Source organism: Achromobacter pestifer (assembly GCF_902859625.1).
GTDB classification, from domain to species: domain Bacteria; phylum Pseudomonadota; class Gammaproteobacteria; order Burkholderiales; family Burkholderiaceae_B; genus Achromobacter; species Achromobacter pestifer.
The window spans coordinates 526,780-543,370 of record NZ_CADIJX010000003.1; the positions used below are offsets into that span (position 1 = coordinate 526,780).

General features: G+C 64.1%; 13 protein-coding genes and 2 riboswitches. Of the genes, 10 read left to right on the top strand and 3 right to left on the bottom strand.

Translation table 11 applies throughout. The features are described 5' to 3' along the window. Nucleotides 1-36 precede the first annotated feature (36 nt). Complete coding sequence (gene dcd / locus HV753_RS14005; RefSeq protein WP_175175085.1) at nucleotides 37-600, top strand: dCTP deaminase; 564 nt, start codon at nucleotides 37-39, stop codon at nucleotides 598-600. 4 nt (nucleotides 601-604) lie between these two features. Here the strand turns inward: dcd and HV753_RS14010 are convergent, their stop codons facing one another. Next, nucleotides 605-1,456 carry a GNAT family N-acetyltransferase gene (locus tag HV753_RS14010; protein ID WP_175175086.1) on the bottom strand — a complete coding sequence of 284 codons (852 nt, stop codon included), beginning with the start codon at nucleotides 1,454-1,456 and terminating at the stop codon, nucleotides 605-607. A 172-nt stretch (nucleotides 1,457-1,628) separates the two neighbouring features. Here HV753_RS14010 and HV753_RS14015 point away from each other — a divergent pair, with 172 nt between their 5' ends. Further along, the gene (locus tag HV753_RS14015; RefSeq protein ID WP_175175087.1) at nucleotides 1,629-2,873 is read left to right on the top strand and encodes a GGDEF domain-containing protein; all 1,245 of its coding nucleotides are present in this window, start codon (nucleotides 1,629-1,631) and stop codon (nucleotides 2,871-2,873) included. A gap of 7 nt (nucleotides 2,874-2,880) precedes the next feature. Here the strand turns inward: HV753_RS14015 and HV753_RS14020 are convergent, their stop codons facing one another. Then, nucleotides 2,881-3,399, bottom strand: coding sequence for a GNAT family N-acetyltransferase (locus HV753_RS14020; protein ID WP_175175088.1), 519 nt, complete (start codon nucleotides 3,397-3,399; stop codon nucleotides 2,881-2,883). 113 nt (nucleotides 3,400-3,512) lie between these two features. On the opposite strand from HV753_RS14020, the gene HV753_RS14025 reads away from it, so the two are divergent. From HV753_RS14025 to gcvP, 8 genes are all read left to right on the top strand, one after another. Continuing rightward, the gene (locus HV753_RS14025; protein ID WP_175175089.1) at nucleotides 3,513-3,965 is read left to right on the top strand and encodes a hypothetical protein; all 453 of its coding nucleotides are present in this window, start codon (nucleotides 3,513-3,515) and stop codon (nucleotides 3,963-3,965) included. A 241-nt stretch (nucleotides 3,966-4,206) separates the two neighbouring features. After that, nucleotides 4,207-6,468: an arginine/lysine/ornithine decarboxylase gene (locus tag HV753_RS14030; protein WP_175175090.1), complete on the top strand. Its 2,262-nt coding sequence runs from the start codon at nucleotides 4,207-4,209 to the stop codon at nucleotides 6,466-6,468. Nucleotides 6,469-6,491: 23 nt separating this feature from the next. After that, nucleotides 6,492-7,694, top strand: a complete 1,203-nt coding sequence (locus HV753_RS14035; protein ID WP_175175091.1) for a BaiN/RdsA family NAD(P)/FAD-dependent oxidoreductase — start codon at nucleotides 6,492-6,494, stop codon at nucleotides 7,692-7,694. Nucleotides 7,695-7,836: 142 nt separating this feature from the next. Further along, the gene (locus HV753_RS14040) at nucleotides 7,837-8,451 is read left to right on the top strand and encodes a superoxide dismutase (RefSeq protein ID WP_175175092.1); all 615 of its coding nucleotides are present in this window, start codon (nucleotides 7,837-7,839) and stop codon (nucleotides 8,449-8,451) included. Between the two features lie 31 nt (nucleotides 8,452-8,482). Further along, nucleotides 8,483-9,376 carry a ZIP family metal transporter gene (locus tag HV753_RS14045; RefSeq protein WP_175175093.1) on the top strand — a complete coding sequence of 298 codons (894 nt, stop codon included), beginning with the start codon at nucleotides 8,483-8,485 and terminating at the stop codon, nucleotides 9,374-9,376. 87 nt (nucleotides 9,377-9,463) lie between these two features. Next, a riboswitch (glycine riboswitch) is annotated at nucleotides 9,464-9,560 on the top strand. Nucleotides 9,561-9,595: 35 nt separating this feature from the next. Then, a riboswitch (glycine riboswitch) is annotated at nucleotides 9,596-9,720 on the top strand. A gap of 90 nt (nucleotides 9,721-9,810) precedes the next feature. Next, the gene (gene gcvT / locus HV753_RS14050) at nucleotides 9,811-10,911 is read left to right on the top strand and encodes a glycine cleavage system aminomethyltransferase GcvT (RefSeq protein ID WP_175175094.1); all 1,101 of its coding nucleotides are present in this window, start codon (nucleotides 9,811-9,813) and stop codon (nucleotides 10,909-10,911) included. A 99-nt stretch (nucleotides 10,912-11,010) separates the two neighbouring features. Further along, nucleotides 11,011-11,388, top strand: a complete 378-nt coding sequence (gene gcvH / locus HV753_RS14055) for a glycine cleavage system protein GcvH (RefSeq protein ID WP_175175095.1) — start codon at nucleotides 11,011-11,013, stop codon at nucleotides 11,386-11,388. Between the two features lie 99 nt (nucleotides 11,389-11,487). Beyond that, entirely contained in the window at nucleotides 11,488-14,361 is a 2,874-nt protein-coding gene (gene gcvP / locus HV753_RS14060; RefSeq protein WP_175175096.1) for an aminomethyl-transferring glycine dehydrogenase, read from the top strand. 118 nt (nucleotides 14,362-14,479) lie between these two features. Here gcvP and HV753_RS14065 read toward each other — a convergent pair whose 3' ends face one another. After that, nucleotides 14,480-16,444, bottom strand: coding sequence for a DUF945 family protein (locus HV753_RS14065; protein WP_175175097.1), 1,965 nt, complete (start codon nucleotides 16,442-16,444; stop codon nucleotides 14,480-14,482). Between the last annotated feature and the right edge of the window lie 147 nt (nucleotides 16,445-16,591).

A 16,591-nucleotide genomic window follows, 5' to 3' on the forward strand; every position in this document is an offset into this window, starting at 1 on the left:
GAAGCCCATTTCATCCCCTTTAGCACCCTTCCCACCATGAGCATCAAAAGCGACCGCTGGATCCGCCGCCAGGCCGAAACCGGCATGATCGAACCCTTTGAAGCGGGTCAGGTCCGCACGGCCAATGGCGGGCGTATCGTCAGTTACGGCACCAGCAGCTACGGCTACGACGTCCGCTGCGCCGACGAATTCAAGATTTTCACGAACATCAATTCCACCATCGTCGATCCGAAGAATTTCGACGAAGGCTCGTTCGTGGACTTCAAGGGAGATGTCTGCATCATCCCGCCGAACTCATTCGCCCTGGCCCGCACGGTCGAATACTTCCGCATTCCGCGCAGCGTCCTGACGATCTGCCTGGGCAAGAGCACCTATGCGCGCTGCGGCATCATCGTCAACGTGACGCCGCTGGAACCCGAATGGGAAGGCCACGTCACGCTGGAGTTCTCGAACACCACGCCGCTGCCCGCCAAGATCTACGCTGGCGAAGGCTGCGCGCAGATGCTGTTCCTGGAAAGCGATGAAGTGTGCGAGACCTCGTACGCCGACCGTGGCGGCAAGTATCAGGGCCAGCGCGGCGTCACGCTGCCGCGTACCTGATCCCTTAGCCGACTGGCCCGGGTGCAGGGCGCAGGTAGTCGATGTCCCATTCGCTCTCGCCGGTCTGGACGAATCCGTGCCGGCGATAGAAACGGTTGGAATCGCTGTCGCGCAGCGCGCCCACGGATACCGGCAGCCCCTGGCTGTCGGCATCCAGCAAGATCCGCCGCATGACCTGGCCGCCCAGGCCCAGCCGCTGCGCGGCTGGCACCAGATACAAGTGGTCCAGCCGCAAGCCTGCTCCGTCCGGACGCAGGGCGTAGAACCCCACCCGTTGCCCGTTGTGCTCGATTGCCCACGTATGTTCCGGATGGAACGTATTGCGCAGGCGCGCGCGTGCCCGGTCGGGGTCGAAGCGGCCCAGCCGCTCCAGGCTGTCGCGCATCGCGTCGATGCGAATGGCCGATAGCGCGTCGAAGTCGGCTTCCGATACCGGCAGATACCGCAGCGTGTCGTCGCTCAGCGCGTCATAGCCCCGGCCCAGGAACTGCAAAATGCAGATGCCGTGGCCGTAAGGATCGCTAAGGTGCGCGATGCGGCCCCAAGCGTGCGATACGGCCGGGTCTTCAAGGCTGGCGCCGGCCGCCACGGCTTGTTCGACCGCGTGGTCCACGTTGTCCACCACCACGTCCAGATGCACCGGGGTCCAATGCCGCGCGTAGTCGCGCGCCCGCTGTATCGAGCTTGCCGCTGGCGTTCCGGCGGCTTTCTCCAGCAGATAGATGGGGGCATTGGCGCCCAGCATTTCCGCTGCCTTCGGCCCTAGCCGCCGGTGCAGGGTCAAGCCGAATGCGCGTTGGTAGAAGCTGATGGCGTGCTCAAGATCGGGGACATCGATATTGACCAGGATCTGCATAGGGGTTTTCCAGTGAGGTGGCCCGGAAACCTTATCACGGGCCCGACACGGCGTGCTGGGCGGTTGCGCCCGCGGCTTGCGCTAAAGAAACAGGGCGCCGCGGCCGTAAAAAGGGTATATGTGTTTGCCGATTTGGCGACGTCATCTCTGCAAGCTGAGCAAGGCCCGACCTGTGCGTTACCCCCATATCCCTTGGCTGCCCCTGTTGTTCTATCCCGCGCTGCCAGTCCTGGCTGCGGTGGGCCTGTTGCTATGGCGGGATTGGCCGCCAGCGCTGACTCTGATCGTACCGTTCGTGCCGTGGGTGATGGCGCTGATCGGCGCGGCGATTTGCCTGATGTACCAGCGATCGCAAACCATGGCGCTGATGCTGTGCGTGCTGGCCGCCACCGCTGTCTGGCCGACGTTGGTCCGAGAGGCACCCTGGGCGCTGGGGCCCGTGCTGGCCTGGTGGTCGGTGGCCTACACGATCAATGCGCTGTGGTCCGAACGATCCCGCATGCTGTGGGACATGGCCGCGCGCATTGGGTTGATGGCCATTGGCGTGGCGGTGATTGCGTTGATCGGCAAGGATGGCCTGGCCGGTGTCTTCGGCACGCTGGCCGTGCAGGGCAAGCTGGCGCGATTGGGCGTGCCCGTCGAGGCGTTGGTCGCGCTGCTGCTGACGGGGCTGACGCTGACCTTGCTGCTGCTGCGCTACGGGCGTCCGCAGCAGGCCGGGCAGTGGCTGGGCTTCGTCTGCATGGCATGGGCCTTGCCGCGCGGCGCGGAACATCCCATTGAACTGGCTCTGATGTCGGCCGCGGCGCTGACGGCACTATGCATTTCGTTGGCGCATGAAGGCTTTCACATGGCGTTTCGCGACGAGCTGACCGGCTTGCCGGGCCGGCGTGCGTTGAACGAGCGCCTGCAACGCATGGGCCGCGTCTACACGTTGGCGATGGCCGATGTGGACCACTTCAAGATATTCAACGATACGCACGGACACGACGTGGGCGACCAGGTGCTGCGCATGGTGGCATCGCAATTGCGGCGCGTCCCCGGCGGCGGACAGGCGTACCGGTACGGGGGCGAGGAGTTCACGCTGGTGTTCCCGGGTAAGACCGCGGTGGAAAGCATGCCGCACCTGGAAACCGTCAGGCGGGCCATCGAGGCCTATCAGATGCGCCTGCGTGACAAGCCGGCACGGCCCAAGGCGGACCAGATCGGCCAGCGCCGGCGCGGGTCTCGCGGCGCACGCGGTTCGCGCCCGTTGCGGGTGACGGTCAGTATCGGGGTGGCCGAACGCGGCGACGCCCTGCGAGCGCCCGACGCGGTGATCAAGGCGGCCGACCAGGCCTTGTACAAAGCCAAGGACAGCGGCCGCAATCAGGTGTGCGCGTATGGTTCGCGGCGCAAGGCCGGAGCCGGCGCCTGAGCCGGACTTATTTTCCGGACAGCGCCAGCGCCATCAGGGTCTCGTCGTAGAGCTTGCCGTTCACGCATAGCGCTTCGCGTTCCCTGCCGTATTCCGTGAAGCCCAGGCCGGCGTACAGCGTTGCGGCGGCGGCGTTGTTGGCGGTCACGCTCAACTGCACTTGCCGGATGCCGCGCATGGTCTGCGCATGCGCGATCGCCGCATGCATCAGCAAGCGGCCCAGGCCGCGCCGACGCTGTGCAGGGGCCACGTACATGCTCCAGATGTGCGCCTTGTGGCGGGTCTTCAGCTTGCGCTGCCGGCCTACGCCGACGATGCCGGCAAGCGTGTCATCCACGAACAAGCCGAACATCGCGCCATCATCCAGCGGTGTGATCCAGCCCCGGATGTCCTCTAGTGTCAGCGTGTGTTCCTCTTCGTAACTTGATCCGAACGATTCCGGCGTTTCGACCAGGGCTTCCAGGCGCAATTGGCGCAGGGACGGGGCATCGGAGGCGGTCAGACGTCTGACAAGCGTATCGGGCATGGGTACAAGTGTTGGGAATACGGAACGGTCGGGGGGTGTTTTGGGCAGTATAGGCGGGCCGGCTGCCTATAATGGGTTCATTGCCGCTTGCGGTTTTCACAAAGGAGCCACTGATGTTCGGTTTCCTCAAGATAAACCAGGACGCCAAGCGCGACGAAGTGCAGGAAGAGTTCGTCGCTCGTGTGGCGGATGCCGCGCAAGACTTTGTACAAGCCGCCAGTTCCACGGGCGCCGTACTGGACTACTCCCTGTCCAGCGTCCACGCGCTGGATGATGCGCTTGAGGCCGCCCACGTCGGGACTTTGCCTCTTACCCCCATGCAGACCGTTGGTGCCGCCGCTTACCTCTACGAGGTCGGGCGCCGTGCGCACGGCGGCCTGTACGAGGTCTGCGACGATGAAGATCCGGTCGTGCTGGTATGCGGCGAACCCGGCTCCGAAATCTGTTTTGGCGCCATTGCCAAGGTCGAACGGCGCATCCGCTACGGCGTCACCGAAGCGATCCCCGCCTACTTCGACCAGTTCACGGCCGCCTTGCAGACGGGCGAAGCCCGCACCATCCGCTAGGTCTGCTCCCCCTTGCCGCCGCTGTTCCTGTGCTGAAAGCCCCCGCTTTTGGCGCGATGACAACGGCTGCGCGGGCCTTCTGGGGATTTCCCTTAGGACTGTAAGAAAAACAGCCCTACAATTCCGCCATTCCCGCCTCCCCGGTGGGTGCTCGCGCCGTCTGTCATCAGGCGGATTTTTACTAGAAGTACACTCGCGCCGCGATAAGCGTCCGATCCCGCCTTGCCCCAGGAGCGCCTGCATGAAATTCCGCTTCCCCATCTTCATCATCGACGAAGACTACCGTTCCGAGAATGCGTCCGGTTTGGGTATCCGTGCCTTATCTGAAGCCATCGAGGCCGAGGGCGTCGAGGTGATCGGGGTGACCAGTTATGGCGACCTGAGTTCGTTCGCGCAACAGCAAAGCCGCGCCAGCGCCTTCATCCTGTCCATCGACGATGAAGAGTTCGACGTGGACTCGCCTGAAGACGTGGCCGGCGCGATCAAGAACCTGCGCATGTTCATCGGTGAACTGCGGTTCCGCAACGCCGACATCCCCATCTATTTGTATGGCGAGACGCGCACGTCCGAGCACATCCCGAACGACATCCTGCGCGAACTGCACGGTTTCATCCACATGTTCGAGGACACCCCCGAATTCGTGGCGCGTCACATCATTCGCGAAGCCCGCAGCTATGTGGATTCGCTGCCGCCGCCGTTCTTCCGCGAACTGGTGAAGTACGCGCAAGACGGTTCGTATTCCTGGCACTGCCCTGGCCACTCGGGCGGCGTGGCGTTCCTGAAGAGCCCGGTGGGGCGGATGTTCCACCAATTCTTCGGCGAGAACATGCTGCGCGCCGACGTCTGCAACGCCGTGGACGAACTGGGCCAACTGCTGGACCACACCGGCCCCATCGCCGAGTCCGAGCTGAACGCCGCGCGTATTTTCCACGCGGACCATTGCTTCTTCGTCACCAATGGCACCTCGACCTCGAACAAGGTCGTGTGGCATGCCAACGTTGCCGCGGGCGACGTGGTGGTGGTGGACCGCAACTGTCACAAGTCGATCCTGCACGCCATCACGATGACGGGCGCGATTCCGGTGTTCCTGCGCCCGACGCGCAACCACCTGGGGATCATCGGCCCGATTCCGCTGGAAGAGTTCCATCCGGACAACATCCGCAAGAAGATCGAGGCGAATCCTTTTGCGCGTGAAGCGGTGAACAAGAACCCGCGCATCCTGACCTTGACGCAAAGCACGTACGACGGCGTCATCTACAACGTGGAAATGATCAAAGAGCAGCTCGGCAGCTATGTCGACACGCTGCACTTCGATGAAGCCTGGCTGCCGCACGCCTCGTTCCACGAGTTCTACGAGGACATGCACGCCATCGGCCAGAACCGTCCGCGCAGCCAGGACGCGATGGTCTTCGCCACGCACTCCACGCACAAGCTGCTGGCTGGTATTTCGCAAGCCTCGCAGATCATCGTGCAGGAGTCCGAGACCCGCAAGCTGGACCGCAACGTCTTCAACGAGGCGTACCTGATGCACACGTCCACGTCCCCGCAGTACGCGATCATCGCGTCGTGCGACGTGGCTGCCGCCATGATGGAACCGCCTGGAGGCACCGCGCTGGTCGAGGAGAGCATCCGCGAAGCCCTGGATTTCCGCCGCGCCATGCGCAAGGTGGAATCCGAGTTCGGCAAGAACGACTGGTGGTTCAAGGTCTGGGGCCCGAATCGCCTGGTGTCCGAAGGCATCGGCAACCGCGACGAATGGATCCTGGAAGCCAACGACCACTGGCACGGCTTTGGCGAGATGGCCGAAGGCTTCAACATGCTGGACCCGATCAAGGCCACGGTGATCACGCCGGGGCTGGACATGTCGGGCAGCTTTGGCGAAACGGGCATTCCCGCCGCCCTGGTCTCCAAGTACCTGACCGAGCACGGCGTGGTGGTCGAGAAGACCGGTCTGTACTCGTTCTTCATCCTGTTCACCATCGGCATCACCAAGGGCCGCTGGAACACGCTCCTGACCGCGTTGCAGCAGTTCAAGGACGACTACGATCGCAACCAGCCGTTGTGGCGCATCCTGCCGGACTTCTGCAAGGTTCACCGTCGCTACGAGCGCATGGGCCTGCGTGATCTGTGCCAGGAAATCCACGAAGCCTACCGCGCGCGCGACGTGGCCCGCCTGACCACCGAGATGTACCTGAGCGACATGGTGCCGGCGCTGAAGCCGTCCGACGCCTTCGCCCGCATGGCGCACCGCGAGGTCGAGCGTGTGGACATCGACAAGCTGGAAGGCCGCGTGACCGGCGTGCTGTTGACGCCGTACCCGCCGGGCATCCCGCTGCTGATTCCGGGCGAACGCTTCAACCGCACCATCGTGCAGTACCTGCAATTCGCGCGCGAATTCAACGAGCGCTTCCCGGGCTTCGAGACCTATATTCACGGCTTGGCCGATGAAGTGGGTCCGGATGGCGAAAAGCGCTACTACGTTGATTGCCTGATCGAAGATTGAGGCCCGGCGGGTCTGGAGTTCTGATGTTTGATGTAGCCGTACTCGGCGCCGGCGCCGCTGGCATGATGTGTGCAGCGGTAGCCGGCCAGCGCGGCTTGCGCGTGGTCCTGGTCGACCATGCCGAGCGCCTGGCGGAGAAAATCCGCATTTCCGGCGGTGGCCGCTGCAACTTCACCAACATCGGGGCCGGACCCGCCAATTTCCTGTCCGACAATCCGCATTTTTGCCGGTCAGCCCTGTCGGCCTATACGCCGCAGGATTTTCTGGCGCTGATGAAGCGCCACCAGATCGCCTGGCACGAGAAGCATCGCGGCCAGTTGTTCTGCAACGATTCCAGCGAATCCATCATCGACATGCTGCGCGCCGAGTGCGACGCGGGCAATGTGCAGTGGCGCATGGGCTGCCCGGTGTCCGAGATCGGCCATGGCGAACAGGGCTTCGAGTTGCGCACGGGCCAGGGCACGATCCGTGCGGCCAAGTTGGTCGTGGCGACAGGGGGCATGGCGATTCCGCAACTGGGCGCCACCGACTTCGGCTTGAAGATCGCGCGCCAGTTTGGCCTGAAGGTGGTCGAGCCCCGGCCCGCGCTGGTGCCGTTGACCTTCGACTCCGCCCAATGGCAGCCGTTGTCCGAATTGTCGGGCGTGGCGCTGGAAGTCAACCTGCACACGGGGCAGGGCAAGACCCGCGGCGAATTCCTGGAAGACTTGCTGTTCACGCACAGGGGCCTGTCGGGGCCGGCGATCCTACAGATATCCAGCTACTGGAAGCCCGGCGAACCCATTGTGATCGACCTGGCGCCGGGGCGAGACCTGGCGGAAGAACTGCTGGCGTCCAAGTCGGGCAACCGGCAGCAACTGCATACCGTCCTGGCGGGCCTGTGGCCCAAGCGGCTGGCCGATCGTTGGCTGCATCTGGCGGAGCAGGGCGGCAAGCCCGGCCTGGCGGCGCTACGCCTGGCGGATGCGCCTGACAAGACGCTGCGCGCGCTGGCGCAGGACATTCATCAATGGGCGCTCGTGCCCAGTGGCACCGCCGGCTACAAGAAAGCCGAAGTCATGCGCGGTGGCGTGGACACACGCGGGTTGGACCAGAAGTCCATGCAGGCCAAGACCACCCCGGGGCTGTTCTTCATCGGCGAAGCCGTGGACGTGACCGGCTGGCTGGGGGGCTACAACTTCCAGTGGGCCTGGGCCTCGGGCGTGGCCTGCGGCAAGGCGTTGTAGGCCTGGCGCCCGGCGCATAGCCGGGTGCTATTGCTCGAATTGGCACAATACCATTGTGATATCAAATAAAAATACATATCATTTATGTTTTCGATATTGACTTGCGCCTTCCAACGGGAAGGCGGGTCCACCGGAGACATGCATGGCCTACACCCTTCCGACCCTGCCGTACGCCTATGACGCCCTGGAGCCTCACATCGACGCAATGACGATGGAGATCCACTACAGCAAGCATCATCAAACCTATGTCACCAGTCTGAACGCGGCGCTGGACGGCGCCGGGATCAGCACGGACGAACCGGTCGAAGCCCTGGTGGCCCGCCTGGACCAACTGCCCGAAGCCATCCGGGGCGCGGTGCGCAACCATGGCGGCGGCCACGCCAACCACAGCCTGTTCTGGTCCGTCATGTCGCCCGAAGGCGGCGGTGAGCCCGATGGCGCGCTGGCAGCGGGCATTGAATCCGAACTGGGCGGCCTGGCTGCTTTCCGCGACGCCTTCACCAAGGCCGCTCTGACCCGCTTCGGCAGCGGCTGGGCCTGGCTGTCCGTGACGCCGGCTGGCAAACTGGTGGTCGAAAGCAGCGCCAACCAGGACAGCCCGCTGATGCAGGGCAACACCCCGATCCTGGGCCTGGACGTCTGGGAGCACGCCTACTATCTGAAGTACCAGAACCGCCGTCCGGAATACATTGGCGCCTTCTACAATGTCGTGAACTGGCCCGAAGTGGCTCGCCGCTATGCGGCCGCGAAGGGCTAAGCCCATCTCTCTCAAGGAGGGTAGCGGCCCTATGAACACCTTCAGCCGTCATCGCGTGCGGCCCGCGGCCACCAGCATCAGCGTGTGGACGCTCGCCGTCATGGTGTCCTGCCTGGCGCTGCATCAGCTCTGGGCGTATCTGGATGTGCGCGCGCCGCACGTCGCCGACGCGCTGCTGGGCGGTCTGGTGGCCGCCGCCGCCACCGCGCTGGGTACCTTGCCCATCCTGTTCGCACGCACCATCCCGCAGAAAGTCCAGGACAGCATGTTCGGGTTCGGCGCGGGCGTGATGCTGGCGGCCAGCGCGTTTTCGCTCGTGGCGCCGGGCATCTCGGCGGCCGAATCCCAGGGCATGGGCCCGTGGGGCGCGGGCTTGACGGTGGGGGCGGCGATTCTGTTGGGCGCCGCGGTCCTGCTCGTCATGGACCGCACCCTGCCGCACGAGCATTTCATCAAAGGCCGCGAAGGCATCGAGGCGCACCGCCTGCGCCGCACCTGGCTGTTCGTGTTCGCCATCACCTTGCACAACCTGCCCGAAGGCCTGGCCATCGGCGTGGGCTACGCGGGCAGCGACCCGGTGCGCGGCACGGCGCTGGCAACAGGCATCGCCATCCAGGACATCCCGGAAGGGCTGGTGGTGGCCGTGGCCCTGTTGGCCGCGGGTTACAAGCGTGCGTTCGCCGTGGCGCTGGGCATGCTCTCCGGCCTGGTGGAACCGCTGGGCGCTGTGCTGGGCGCCGCCATCGTCGGCTGGTCCGCGCCATTGTTGCCCTGGGGACTTGGATTCGCGGCGGGAGCCATGCTGTTTGTCATCAGCCACGAGATCATTCCCGAGTCACACCGCAAGGGGCATGAGGTTTATGCGACCTGCGGATTGATGCTGGGCTTTGTGCTGATGATGTTGCTGGATACGGCGCTGGGCTAGGCCAGGCGTCGTTTCCCGGGGCATTTCACCCCGGGAAATCGCGCTTTTCCACTGCTGGTTTTCGTTGTATGCTTGGCGCCGCTGTCACGCATGTTTGCGGGAGAGAGCGGCCTTTTGTTCCGGGCCGCCGCCGAAGGCGCAATTCGCCCAGAATCGCTCAGGTAACCGATATCGCACATGCTTGCCCCGTCCCGGTTTTCTCACCGTGTGGACGCGGCAAAACAGTACTCTGGAGAGACCTGGCGCCGCCCCTGAACTAGGGACATAGCGAGCAGCCCAGGCGCCGAAGGTGCAAACCCGCCCTGCGCGGGGCAACTCTCAGGCAAAAGGACAGAGGGGCGGAAGATTCAGCCGTGGCCGTACAGGCGTAGTCCGCTTGTCGCGACCCGGCATTCCGTAACCCTGGCATTACTGCCGTCCCGGAGTTTCCGCGCATGTCCGCAACCCTCAAACGCACCCCGCTGGCCGAAGAACATATCGCCTCCGGCGCCCGAATGGTCGATTTCGGCGGGTGGGACATGCCCTTGGCCTACGGCTCGCAGCTCGAGGAGCATCACGCAGTGCGCCAGGACGCCGGCATGTTCGACGTCTCGCACATGCTGAACGTCGACGTCATGGGCCCCGACGCCTTTGCCTTCCTGCAACGCCTCATCGCCAATGACGTGGCCAAGTTGACGGTGCCCGGCAAAGCGCTCTACTCCTGCATGCTGAACCCGCAAGGCGGCGTGATCGACGACCTGATCGTCTACTTCTTCGCGGTCGACGAATGGCGCGTGGTGGTCAACGCCGGCACGGCCGACAAAGACATCGCCTGGATGCAGCGCGTGAAGCAGGCCGGCAATTTCGATGTCGCCATCACCCCGCGCCGCGATCTGGCCATGGTGGCCGTGCAAGGGCCCAATGCCCGCGCCAAGGTCTGGGCGGCTCGCCCGGCTTGGCAGGCCGCGACTGAACCGCTGACTCCCTTCGTGGCTGCCCTTGTGGGCGACGAGACACTGGTGGCCCGTACTGGCTACACCGGCGAAGACGGCTTTGAAATTGTCCTGCCCGCGACTGAAGTCGTGCAGCTGTGGCGCGATCTGGTTGCGCAGGGCGTGCGTCCGGCCGGCTTGGGCGCGCGCGATACGCTGCGCCTGGAAGCCGGCATGAACCTGTATGGCCAGGACATGGACGAACTGACCCAGCCCGATCAGGCCGGCCTGACCTGGACCGTGTCCCTGAAGAACGCCGAGCGCCGTTTCATCGGCCGCGACGCGCTGGAGCAATTCGCGACCCCCGCCACCTTCATCGGCCTGAAGCTGCAAGAGCGCGGCGTGATGCGCGCCCACATGGCGGTGCGCACGAAAGAAGGCTTGGGCGAACTCACCAGCGGCACGATGTCGCCCACGCTTGGCGTGTCGATCGGTTTTGCCCGCCTGCCGCAAGGCGTGCGTCCGGGCGACGCGGTCGAAGTCGACATCCGTGGCAAATGGGTGCCCGCCCTGGCCTGCAAACTGCCGTTTGTCCGTAACGGCAAAGCCGTCGAACACTCGTAAACTCGAAGCTTCGCGCGAGCGCCCGCCCAGCCTGGGCAAGCGCCGCCCGCGCGAGGCGCGCAACACCATTCATCTACCCGCATTCCCTCAGGAGTTCCCATGAGTCTGCCCACCGATCGCAAGTACACCCAGTCCCATGAATGGGTCAAAGCCGAAGGCGACGTGTTCGTCGTTGGCATCACCGATACCGCCCAGGATCAATTGGGCGATCTGGTTTTCGTTGGCGACGTGAAGGTCGGCGCCAAGCTGAACGCGGGTGAAACCGCTGGCGTGGTCGAATCGGTCAAGGCCGCGTCCGACATCTACGCACCCGTGGACGGCGAAATCGTCGCCTTCAACGAAGAGCTGGAAAACAACCCCAACCTGATCAACGAATCGGCCTTCACCGCCTGGATCTTCAAGATCAAGCCGGTCAACGCCGCCGATGCCGACAAGCTGCTGGACGCTGCCGGCTACGAAGCCGTCGCCAACGGCTAAGCCGGTTCAAGGCGGGTGCGGCCCAGGCGCCGCGCCCGCTTTGCATGACGCACTACCGTCCGTCCGTGGACGGACACCCGCTACCCCGAGATCCTCCCAATGTCGCGCGCCCTAGACACTCATACCGACTTCATTCCCCGCCACATCGGCCCCTCCGACGCCGACCAGGCCGCCATGCTCAACGTGATCGGCAGCCCGAGTCTGGACGCCCTGATCGAAGAAGTCGTGCCTCCCAAGATCCGCAGCCAGGCCCCGCTGGCGCTGCCGCCTTCGCGCAGCGAAACCGACGTGCTGGCCGAGCTGAAGCAGATCGCGGGCCGCAACAAGGTCTACCGCAATTACATTGGCCAGGGTTACTACGGCACGCAGACGCCGAACGTCGTGCTGCGCAATATTCTTGAGAATCCTGCCTGGTACACGGCCTACACGCCTTACCAGCCGGAAATCTCGCAGGGCCGCCTTGAAGCCCTGCTGAACTACCAGACCATGGTCGCCGATCTGACCGGGTTGGACATTTCCAACGCCTCGTTGCTGGACGAAAGCACCGCCGCCGCCGAAGCCATGACGCTGGCCCGCCGCGGCGCCAAGTCCAAGAGCCCGGTGTTCTTCATCTCGCGCCATGTGCATCCGCAGACCCTCGAAGTCGTGCGTACGCGCGCCGAGGGCTTGGGCATCGAGATCACGGTGGGTGACGAAGCAGAAGGCCTGCCTGAGTGCTTTGGCGTGCTGCTGCAATACCCGCACAGCACGGGTTCCGTCGCCGACTACCGCAAGCTGGCGGAAGCCGCCCACGCGCAAGGCGCCGTGGTGGCATGCGCCACCGACCTGCTGGCGCTGGCTGTCTTGGCCGCCCCTGGCGAATGGGGTGCGGACATCGCCATCGGCTCGGCGCAGCGCTTTGGCGTGCCGTTCGGTTTCGGCGGCCCGCACGCCGGTTTCATGGCTTGCAAGGATGCCTTCAAGCGCAACATGGCTGGCCGCCTGGTCGGCGTGTCCAAGGACGCGCAAGGCAATCCGGCGATGCGTCTGGCGCTGCAAACGCGCGAACAGCACATCCGCCGCGAGAAGGCCACGTCCAACATCTGCACGGCGCAAGTCCTGCTGGCCGTGATGGCCGGCATGTACGCCGTGTGGCACGGCCCGGCGGGCATCCGCCGCATTGCCCAGCGCGTGCAGCGCAGCACCGCGATCCTGCGCGGCGAACTGATCAAGCTGGGCGTGAAGGTCGTCAACGACACGTTCTTTGACACCCTGTTGCTGGAAACCGGCGCGACCACCCCGGCCATCCTGACGGCCGCCGAGTGCGAGCACATCAACCTGCGCCGCGTTGACGGCGCCCGTCTGGCGGTGTCGCTGGACGAGACCGTAACCGTTGAAGACCTGCAAGCGCTGGTCAACGTATTTGCCGCCGGCCTGGAGCATGATGATGTCGAACTGGACATCGACGCCCTGGACGCAGCAGCCGCGAGCGGCATTCCCGCATCGGTGGCCCGCGAAAGCGCCATCCTGACGCATCCGGTCTTCTCCAGCGTGCAATCCGAAACCGACATGCTGCGCTACTTGCGCAAGTTGGCCGACAAGGACCTGGCGCTGGACCGCACGATGATCCCGCTGGGTTCGTGCACCATGAAGCTGAACGCCACCGCCGAGATGATCCCGATCACCTGGCCCGAATTTGCGCTCATCCATCCGTTCGCGCCGGCCTCGCAAAGCCAGGGCTACAACGAGCTGATTGACCGCCTGTCGGCCGCGCTGTGCGAGATCACCGGCTACGACAACATCAGCCTACAGCCCAATTCGGGCGCGCAGGGTGAGTACGCCGGCCTGCTGGCCATCCGTGGCTATCACCAGGCCAATGGCCAGCATCAACGCAACATCTGCTTGATCCCGTCGTCGGCGCACGGCACCAACCCGGCTTCGGCGCAGTTGGCCGGCATGGACGTGGTGGTGGTGGCCTCTGATGCCAACGGCAACGTGGACTTGGCCGACCTGCGCGCCAAGATCGAACAGGTTGGCGACAAGCTGGCCGCGCTGATGATCACCTATCCGTCCACGCACGGCGTGTTTGAAGAAGCCGTGACCGAGATCTGCGATCTGGTCCACCAGGCTGGCGGCCAGGTCTACCTGGACGGCGCCAACATGAACGCCATGGTCGGCGTGGCCCAGCCGGGCAAGTTCGGTTCGGACGTGTCCCACTTGAACCTGCACAAGACGTTCTGCATCCCGCACGGCGGTGGCGGCCCCGGCGTGGGTCCGGTGGCCGTGCGCGCCCACCTGGCGCCGTACCTGCCGGGCGTGGTCAATGAACAGGGCAAGCTGCCCGGCGACGCGAAGGTCGGCCCGGTATCGGCCGCGCCGTTCGGCTCTGCGGGCATCCTGCCGATCCCCTTCGTGTACATCTCGCTGATGGGCGCCGATGGCCTGCGCCGCGCGACCGAAGTCGCCATCCTGAACGCCAACTACATCGCCACCCGTCTGCGCGACCACTACCCGGTCTTGTACGCGGGCCGCAATGGCCGCGTGGCGCACGAGTGCATCCTGGACGTGCGTCCGCTGAAGGAAACCAGCGGCATCAGCGCCGAGGATATCGCCAAGCGCCTGATGGACTACGGTTTCCACGCGCCGACGATGAGCTTCCCGGTGGCCGGCACGCTGATGGTCGAGCCGACGGAATCCGAAGGCGTGGCTGAACTGGACCGCTTCATCGACGCGATGATCTCGATCCGTGAAGAGATCGCCCAGGTCGAACGCGGCGAGCGTGATCGCGAGGACAACGTCCTGAAGAATGCGCCGCATACCGCGCAGATGCTGCTGGCTGAAGAATGGCTGCACGACTACCCGCGCCAGCAGGCGGCCTATCCGGTGGCGTCGCTGCGCGATGCGAAGTACTGGCCGCCGGTTGCCCGGGTGGACAACGCCTACGGCGACCGCAACCTGGTCTGCGCTTGCCTGCCGATCGAAGCCTACGCTTGATGGCGTGACGCAAGGGGCTCGGCGCAAGCCGGGCGCTGGTTCAGCCTGATGCCGAACCCCCAATAAAAAACCCCCATCTTCCGATGGGGGTTTTTTTTGGTGCTGGGGTGCGCAGGGCTTACTTGGCCGCGGCGCCCTTGCTCAGCGTGCCGAAGTCTTCAGCGATGCTGATGAAGGTGTTCAGCAGGATTTGCAGGTTTTCCTTGCCAAGTCCGCCTTCCGCATTCATGTCCATCTGCAACACAGCCTGGTTCTTATCGTCCAGGTAGGCACGTGTCCAGCGGTATTCCTGGTTCCACTTGTTGATGGCCTTCAGGGTCATCGGCTTCTTCGGGTTGTACGTGGCCGTCACAACCAGGTCCAGGCACTTCTCGGTGAAGTCGCTGCACAGGAATTCCAGGCGCAGGTCGTTGGCGCCGGTGGTACCGGCGTCCAGCACCAGCACGGGGCCTTCGTCACCGTCGCTCTTCTTCACGGTGTAGCCCATGTCGTCCAGCATGCTGCTGACGGTATCCAGGCTGAAATCCTGCATCACGCCGGCGGCAGCCACGTCGGTGTTGGCGGCCGGTTCTTCCTGGCCCATGCTGGGCATGGATTCTTCGTCGTCTTCTTCAACCGAAGGATGCATGCCAGCGGCGTCCAGCAGGCCGGAGAAGAGTTCCTCGGCCGGGATCTTCTTGCCATTCAGGTCGCCCATGCCGTCAGCGAAGGTGAACTTGCCGACGATGTTGTCGCCTTCGTTCTTGCCCACGTTGAACATTTCGGCCATGCCGGACATCTGGCGCACGTTCTGTTCCGCTTCCTCGGCGGCCTTGTCGGCAGCCAGGCCTTCCTTCTTGACGGCGTATTGCGTCATCAGGTCCTGGACCATCGGCTTGGAGATGATCAGCGTGGCGTCGATGCGCTTGATGGCTTGAACCGCGATTTCCTGCGGCGTCAGGTTCTTGACGTCAGACGGATTGGCCAGGTCCAGCGTGAAGTTCAGCTTGCTTTCGCCCTTGGCGGTCTTCCAGCTGAGCGGATCGATGCTGAACGACGGGTTGCCGGCCAGCAGCTTGCCGGCGTTGTCCAGCAGGACCTGGAACTGTTCGTCCTTCAGTCCTTCGTCTTCGGTTTGCGCCATGTATTGGCGCATCAGCTGGTTGTAGGTGTCCGACAACTGCTTGACGGCCTGGCCGTCAAGCTTGGCCAGCTTGATGACCGCTTGGCCGTTGCCCAGCACCACGTCGTTCACGGTGAGGTCGCCCGTCTGGTAGGCGGCTTGCACGTTGATCGACTTGTCGTCTTCCGACAGCTTCACGCCGTAGCCGAAGTTGTCCAGCGAGACCTTGAGTTCGTCATCGGGCCGGGAGACGTCGATGCGCTTGATCTTCAGATTGGAATCCCCCATCGACACGCCGAACTTGCCCATGCGGCTGTTGGCGTCGATCGTCAGGCCGTTCAGGGAGATCTTGACGGGATCGCTGCTCTTGGTGCCGTCGACCGCCAGCGAGTCCATCACGCCGTGCGCAACCACGCCTTGCAGGGCGCGGTCGAACGAGCCGGTGATGGTCATGCCGCTGAAAGCGACCGAGTTGCCGTCGTGGTCGACCGTGACCGGAGCGATCTTGGACGTGGAGTCGGTGGTGCCGCCATAGCTGATCGTGGCGTCGCTGATCAGGGGCGACACGCCCTTGGTCAGCTCAAACACTTCCTTGAGGTTGTCCGTCTTGGCCATTTCGGCATGGACGAACCCCAGTTTGGGAGCAATCGCGCCACGCGCCAATGCGCTCTTGGGGAAGGGGCCGTGCTCGACGACCGCGTCGAACTCAACCATGCCGGAGGGGATGTCTTCCGGGCTCTTGTCGTTCTTGACGAGCGACAGGCCGTAGCGAGCCTGGGTCGAGAACAGACCGCGCTCGTACTTGAGCTGATCAATGCGCAGACCGAACAAAGGCGTCAGTTTGGCCAGTTTTTCATTGGCTTCCGCCAGATGGCGCTGCGAGCTTTCCTCAATGCGCTTGCCGGTGTACCACGTGGCGCCGACCCAGCTTCCCGCTCCCACTATGACCACGCCCAGGGTGATCGCTACGCTCTTTTTCATCGTTCTGCTTTTTCGTTGATTATCGAGTCATATCCGGCAGGCAAGGCGCTTGGCGCCATTGCGCCCCGGTAACAGGGCGCTGCTTGTCGGCATACACGTATTCATCGGCCTGTAAGGGCCCGGCGGCGAGTATACCGAGGCACGCCG

What these genes read in the sequence shown, in the direction of transcription:
- dcd (WP_175175085.1), top strand. Translation starts at nt 37, where the DNA reads ATGAGCATCAAAAGCGACCGCTGGATCCGCCGCCAGGCCGAAACCGGC.
- HV753_RS14045 (WP_175175093.1), top strand. Translation starts at nt 8,483, where the DNA reads ATGAACACCTTCAGCCGTCATCGCGTGCGGCCCGCGGCCACCAGCATC.
- HV753_RS14010 (WP_175175086.1), bottom strand. Translation starts at nt 1,456, where the DNA reads ATGCAGATCCTGGTCAATATCGATGTCCCCGATCTTGAGCACGCCATC.
- HV753_RS14040 (WP_175175092.1), top strand. Translation starts at nt 7,837, where the DNA reads ATGGCCTACACCCTTCCGACCCTGCCGTACGCCTATGACGCCCTGGAG.
- HV753_RS14065 (WP_175175097.1), bottom strand. Translation starts at nt 16,444, where the DNA reads ATGAAAAAGAGCGTAGCGATCACCCTGGGCGTGGTCATAGTGGGAGCG.
- gcvH (WP_175175095.1), top strand. Translation starts at nt 11,011, where the DNA reads ATGAGTCTGCCCACCGATCGCAAGTACACCCAGTCCCATGAATGGGTC.
- HV753_RS14030 (WP_175175090.1), top strand. Translation starts at nt 4,207, where the DNA reads ATGAAATTCCGCTTCCCCATCTTCATCATCGACGAAGACTACCGTTCC.
- HV753_RS14020 (WP_175175088.1), bottom strand. Translation starts at nt 3,399, where the DNA reads ATGCCCGATACGCTTGTCAGACGTCTGACCGCCTCCGATGCCCCGTCC.
- HV753_RS14025 (WP_175175089.1), top strand. Translation starts at nt 3,513, where the DNA reads ATGTTCGGTTTCCTCAAGATAAACCAGGACGCCAAGCGCGACGAAGTG.
- gcvP (WP_175175096.1), top strand. Translation starts at nt 11,488, where the DNA reads ATGTCGCGCGCCCTAGACACTCATACCGACTTCATTCCCCGCCACATC.
- HV753_RS14035 (WP_175175091.1), top strand. Translation starts at nt 6,492, where the DNA reads ATGTTTGATGTAGCCGTACTCGGCGCCGGCGCCGCTGGCATGATGTGT.
- gcvT (WP_175175094.1), top strand. Translation starts at nt 9,811, where the DNA reads ATGTCCGCAACCCTCAAACGCACCCCGCTGGCCGAAGAACATATCGCC.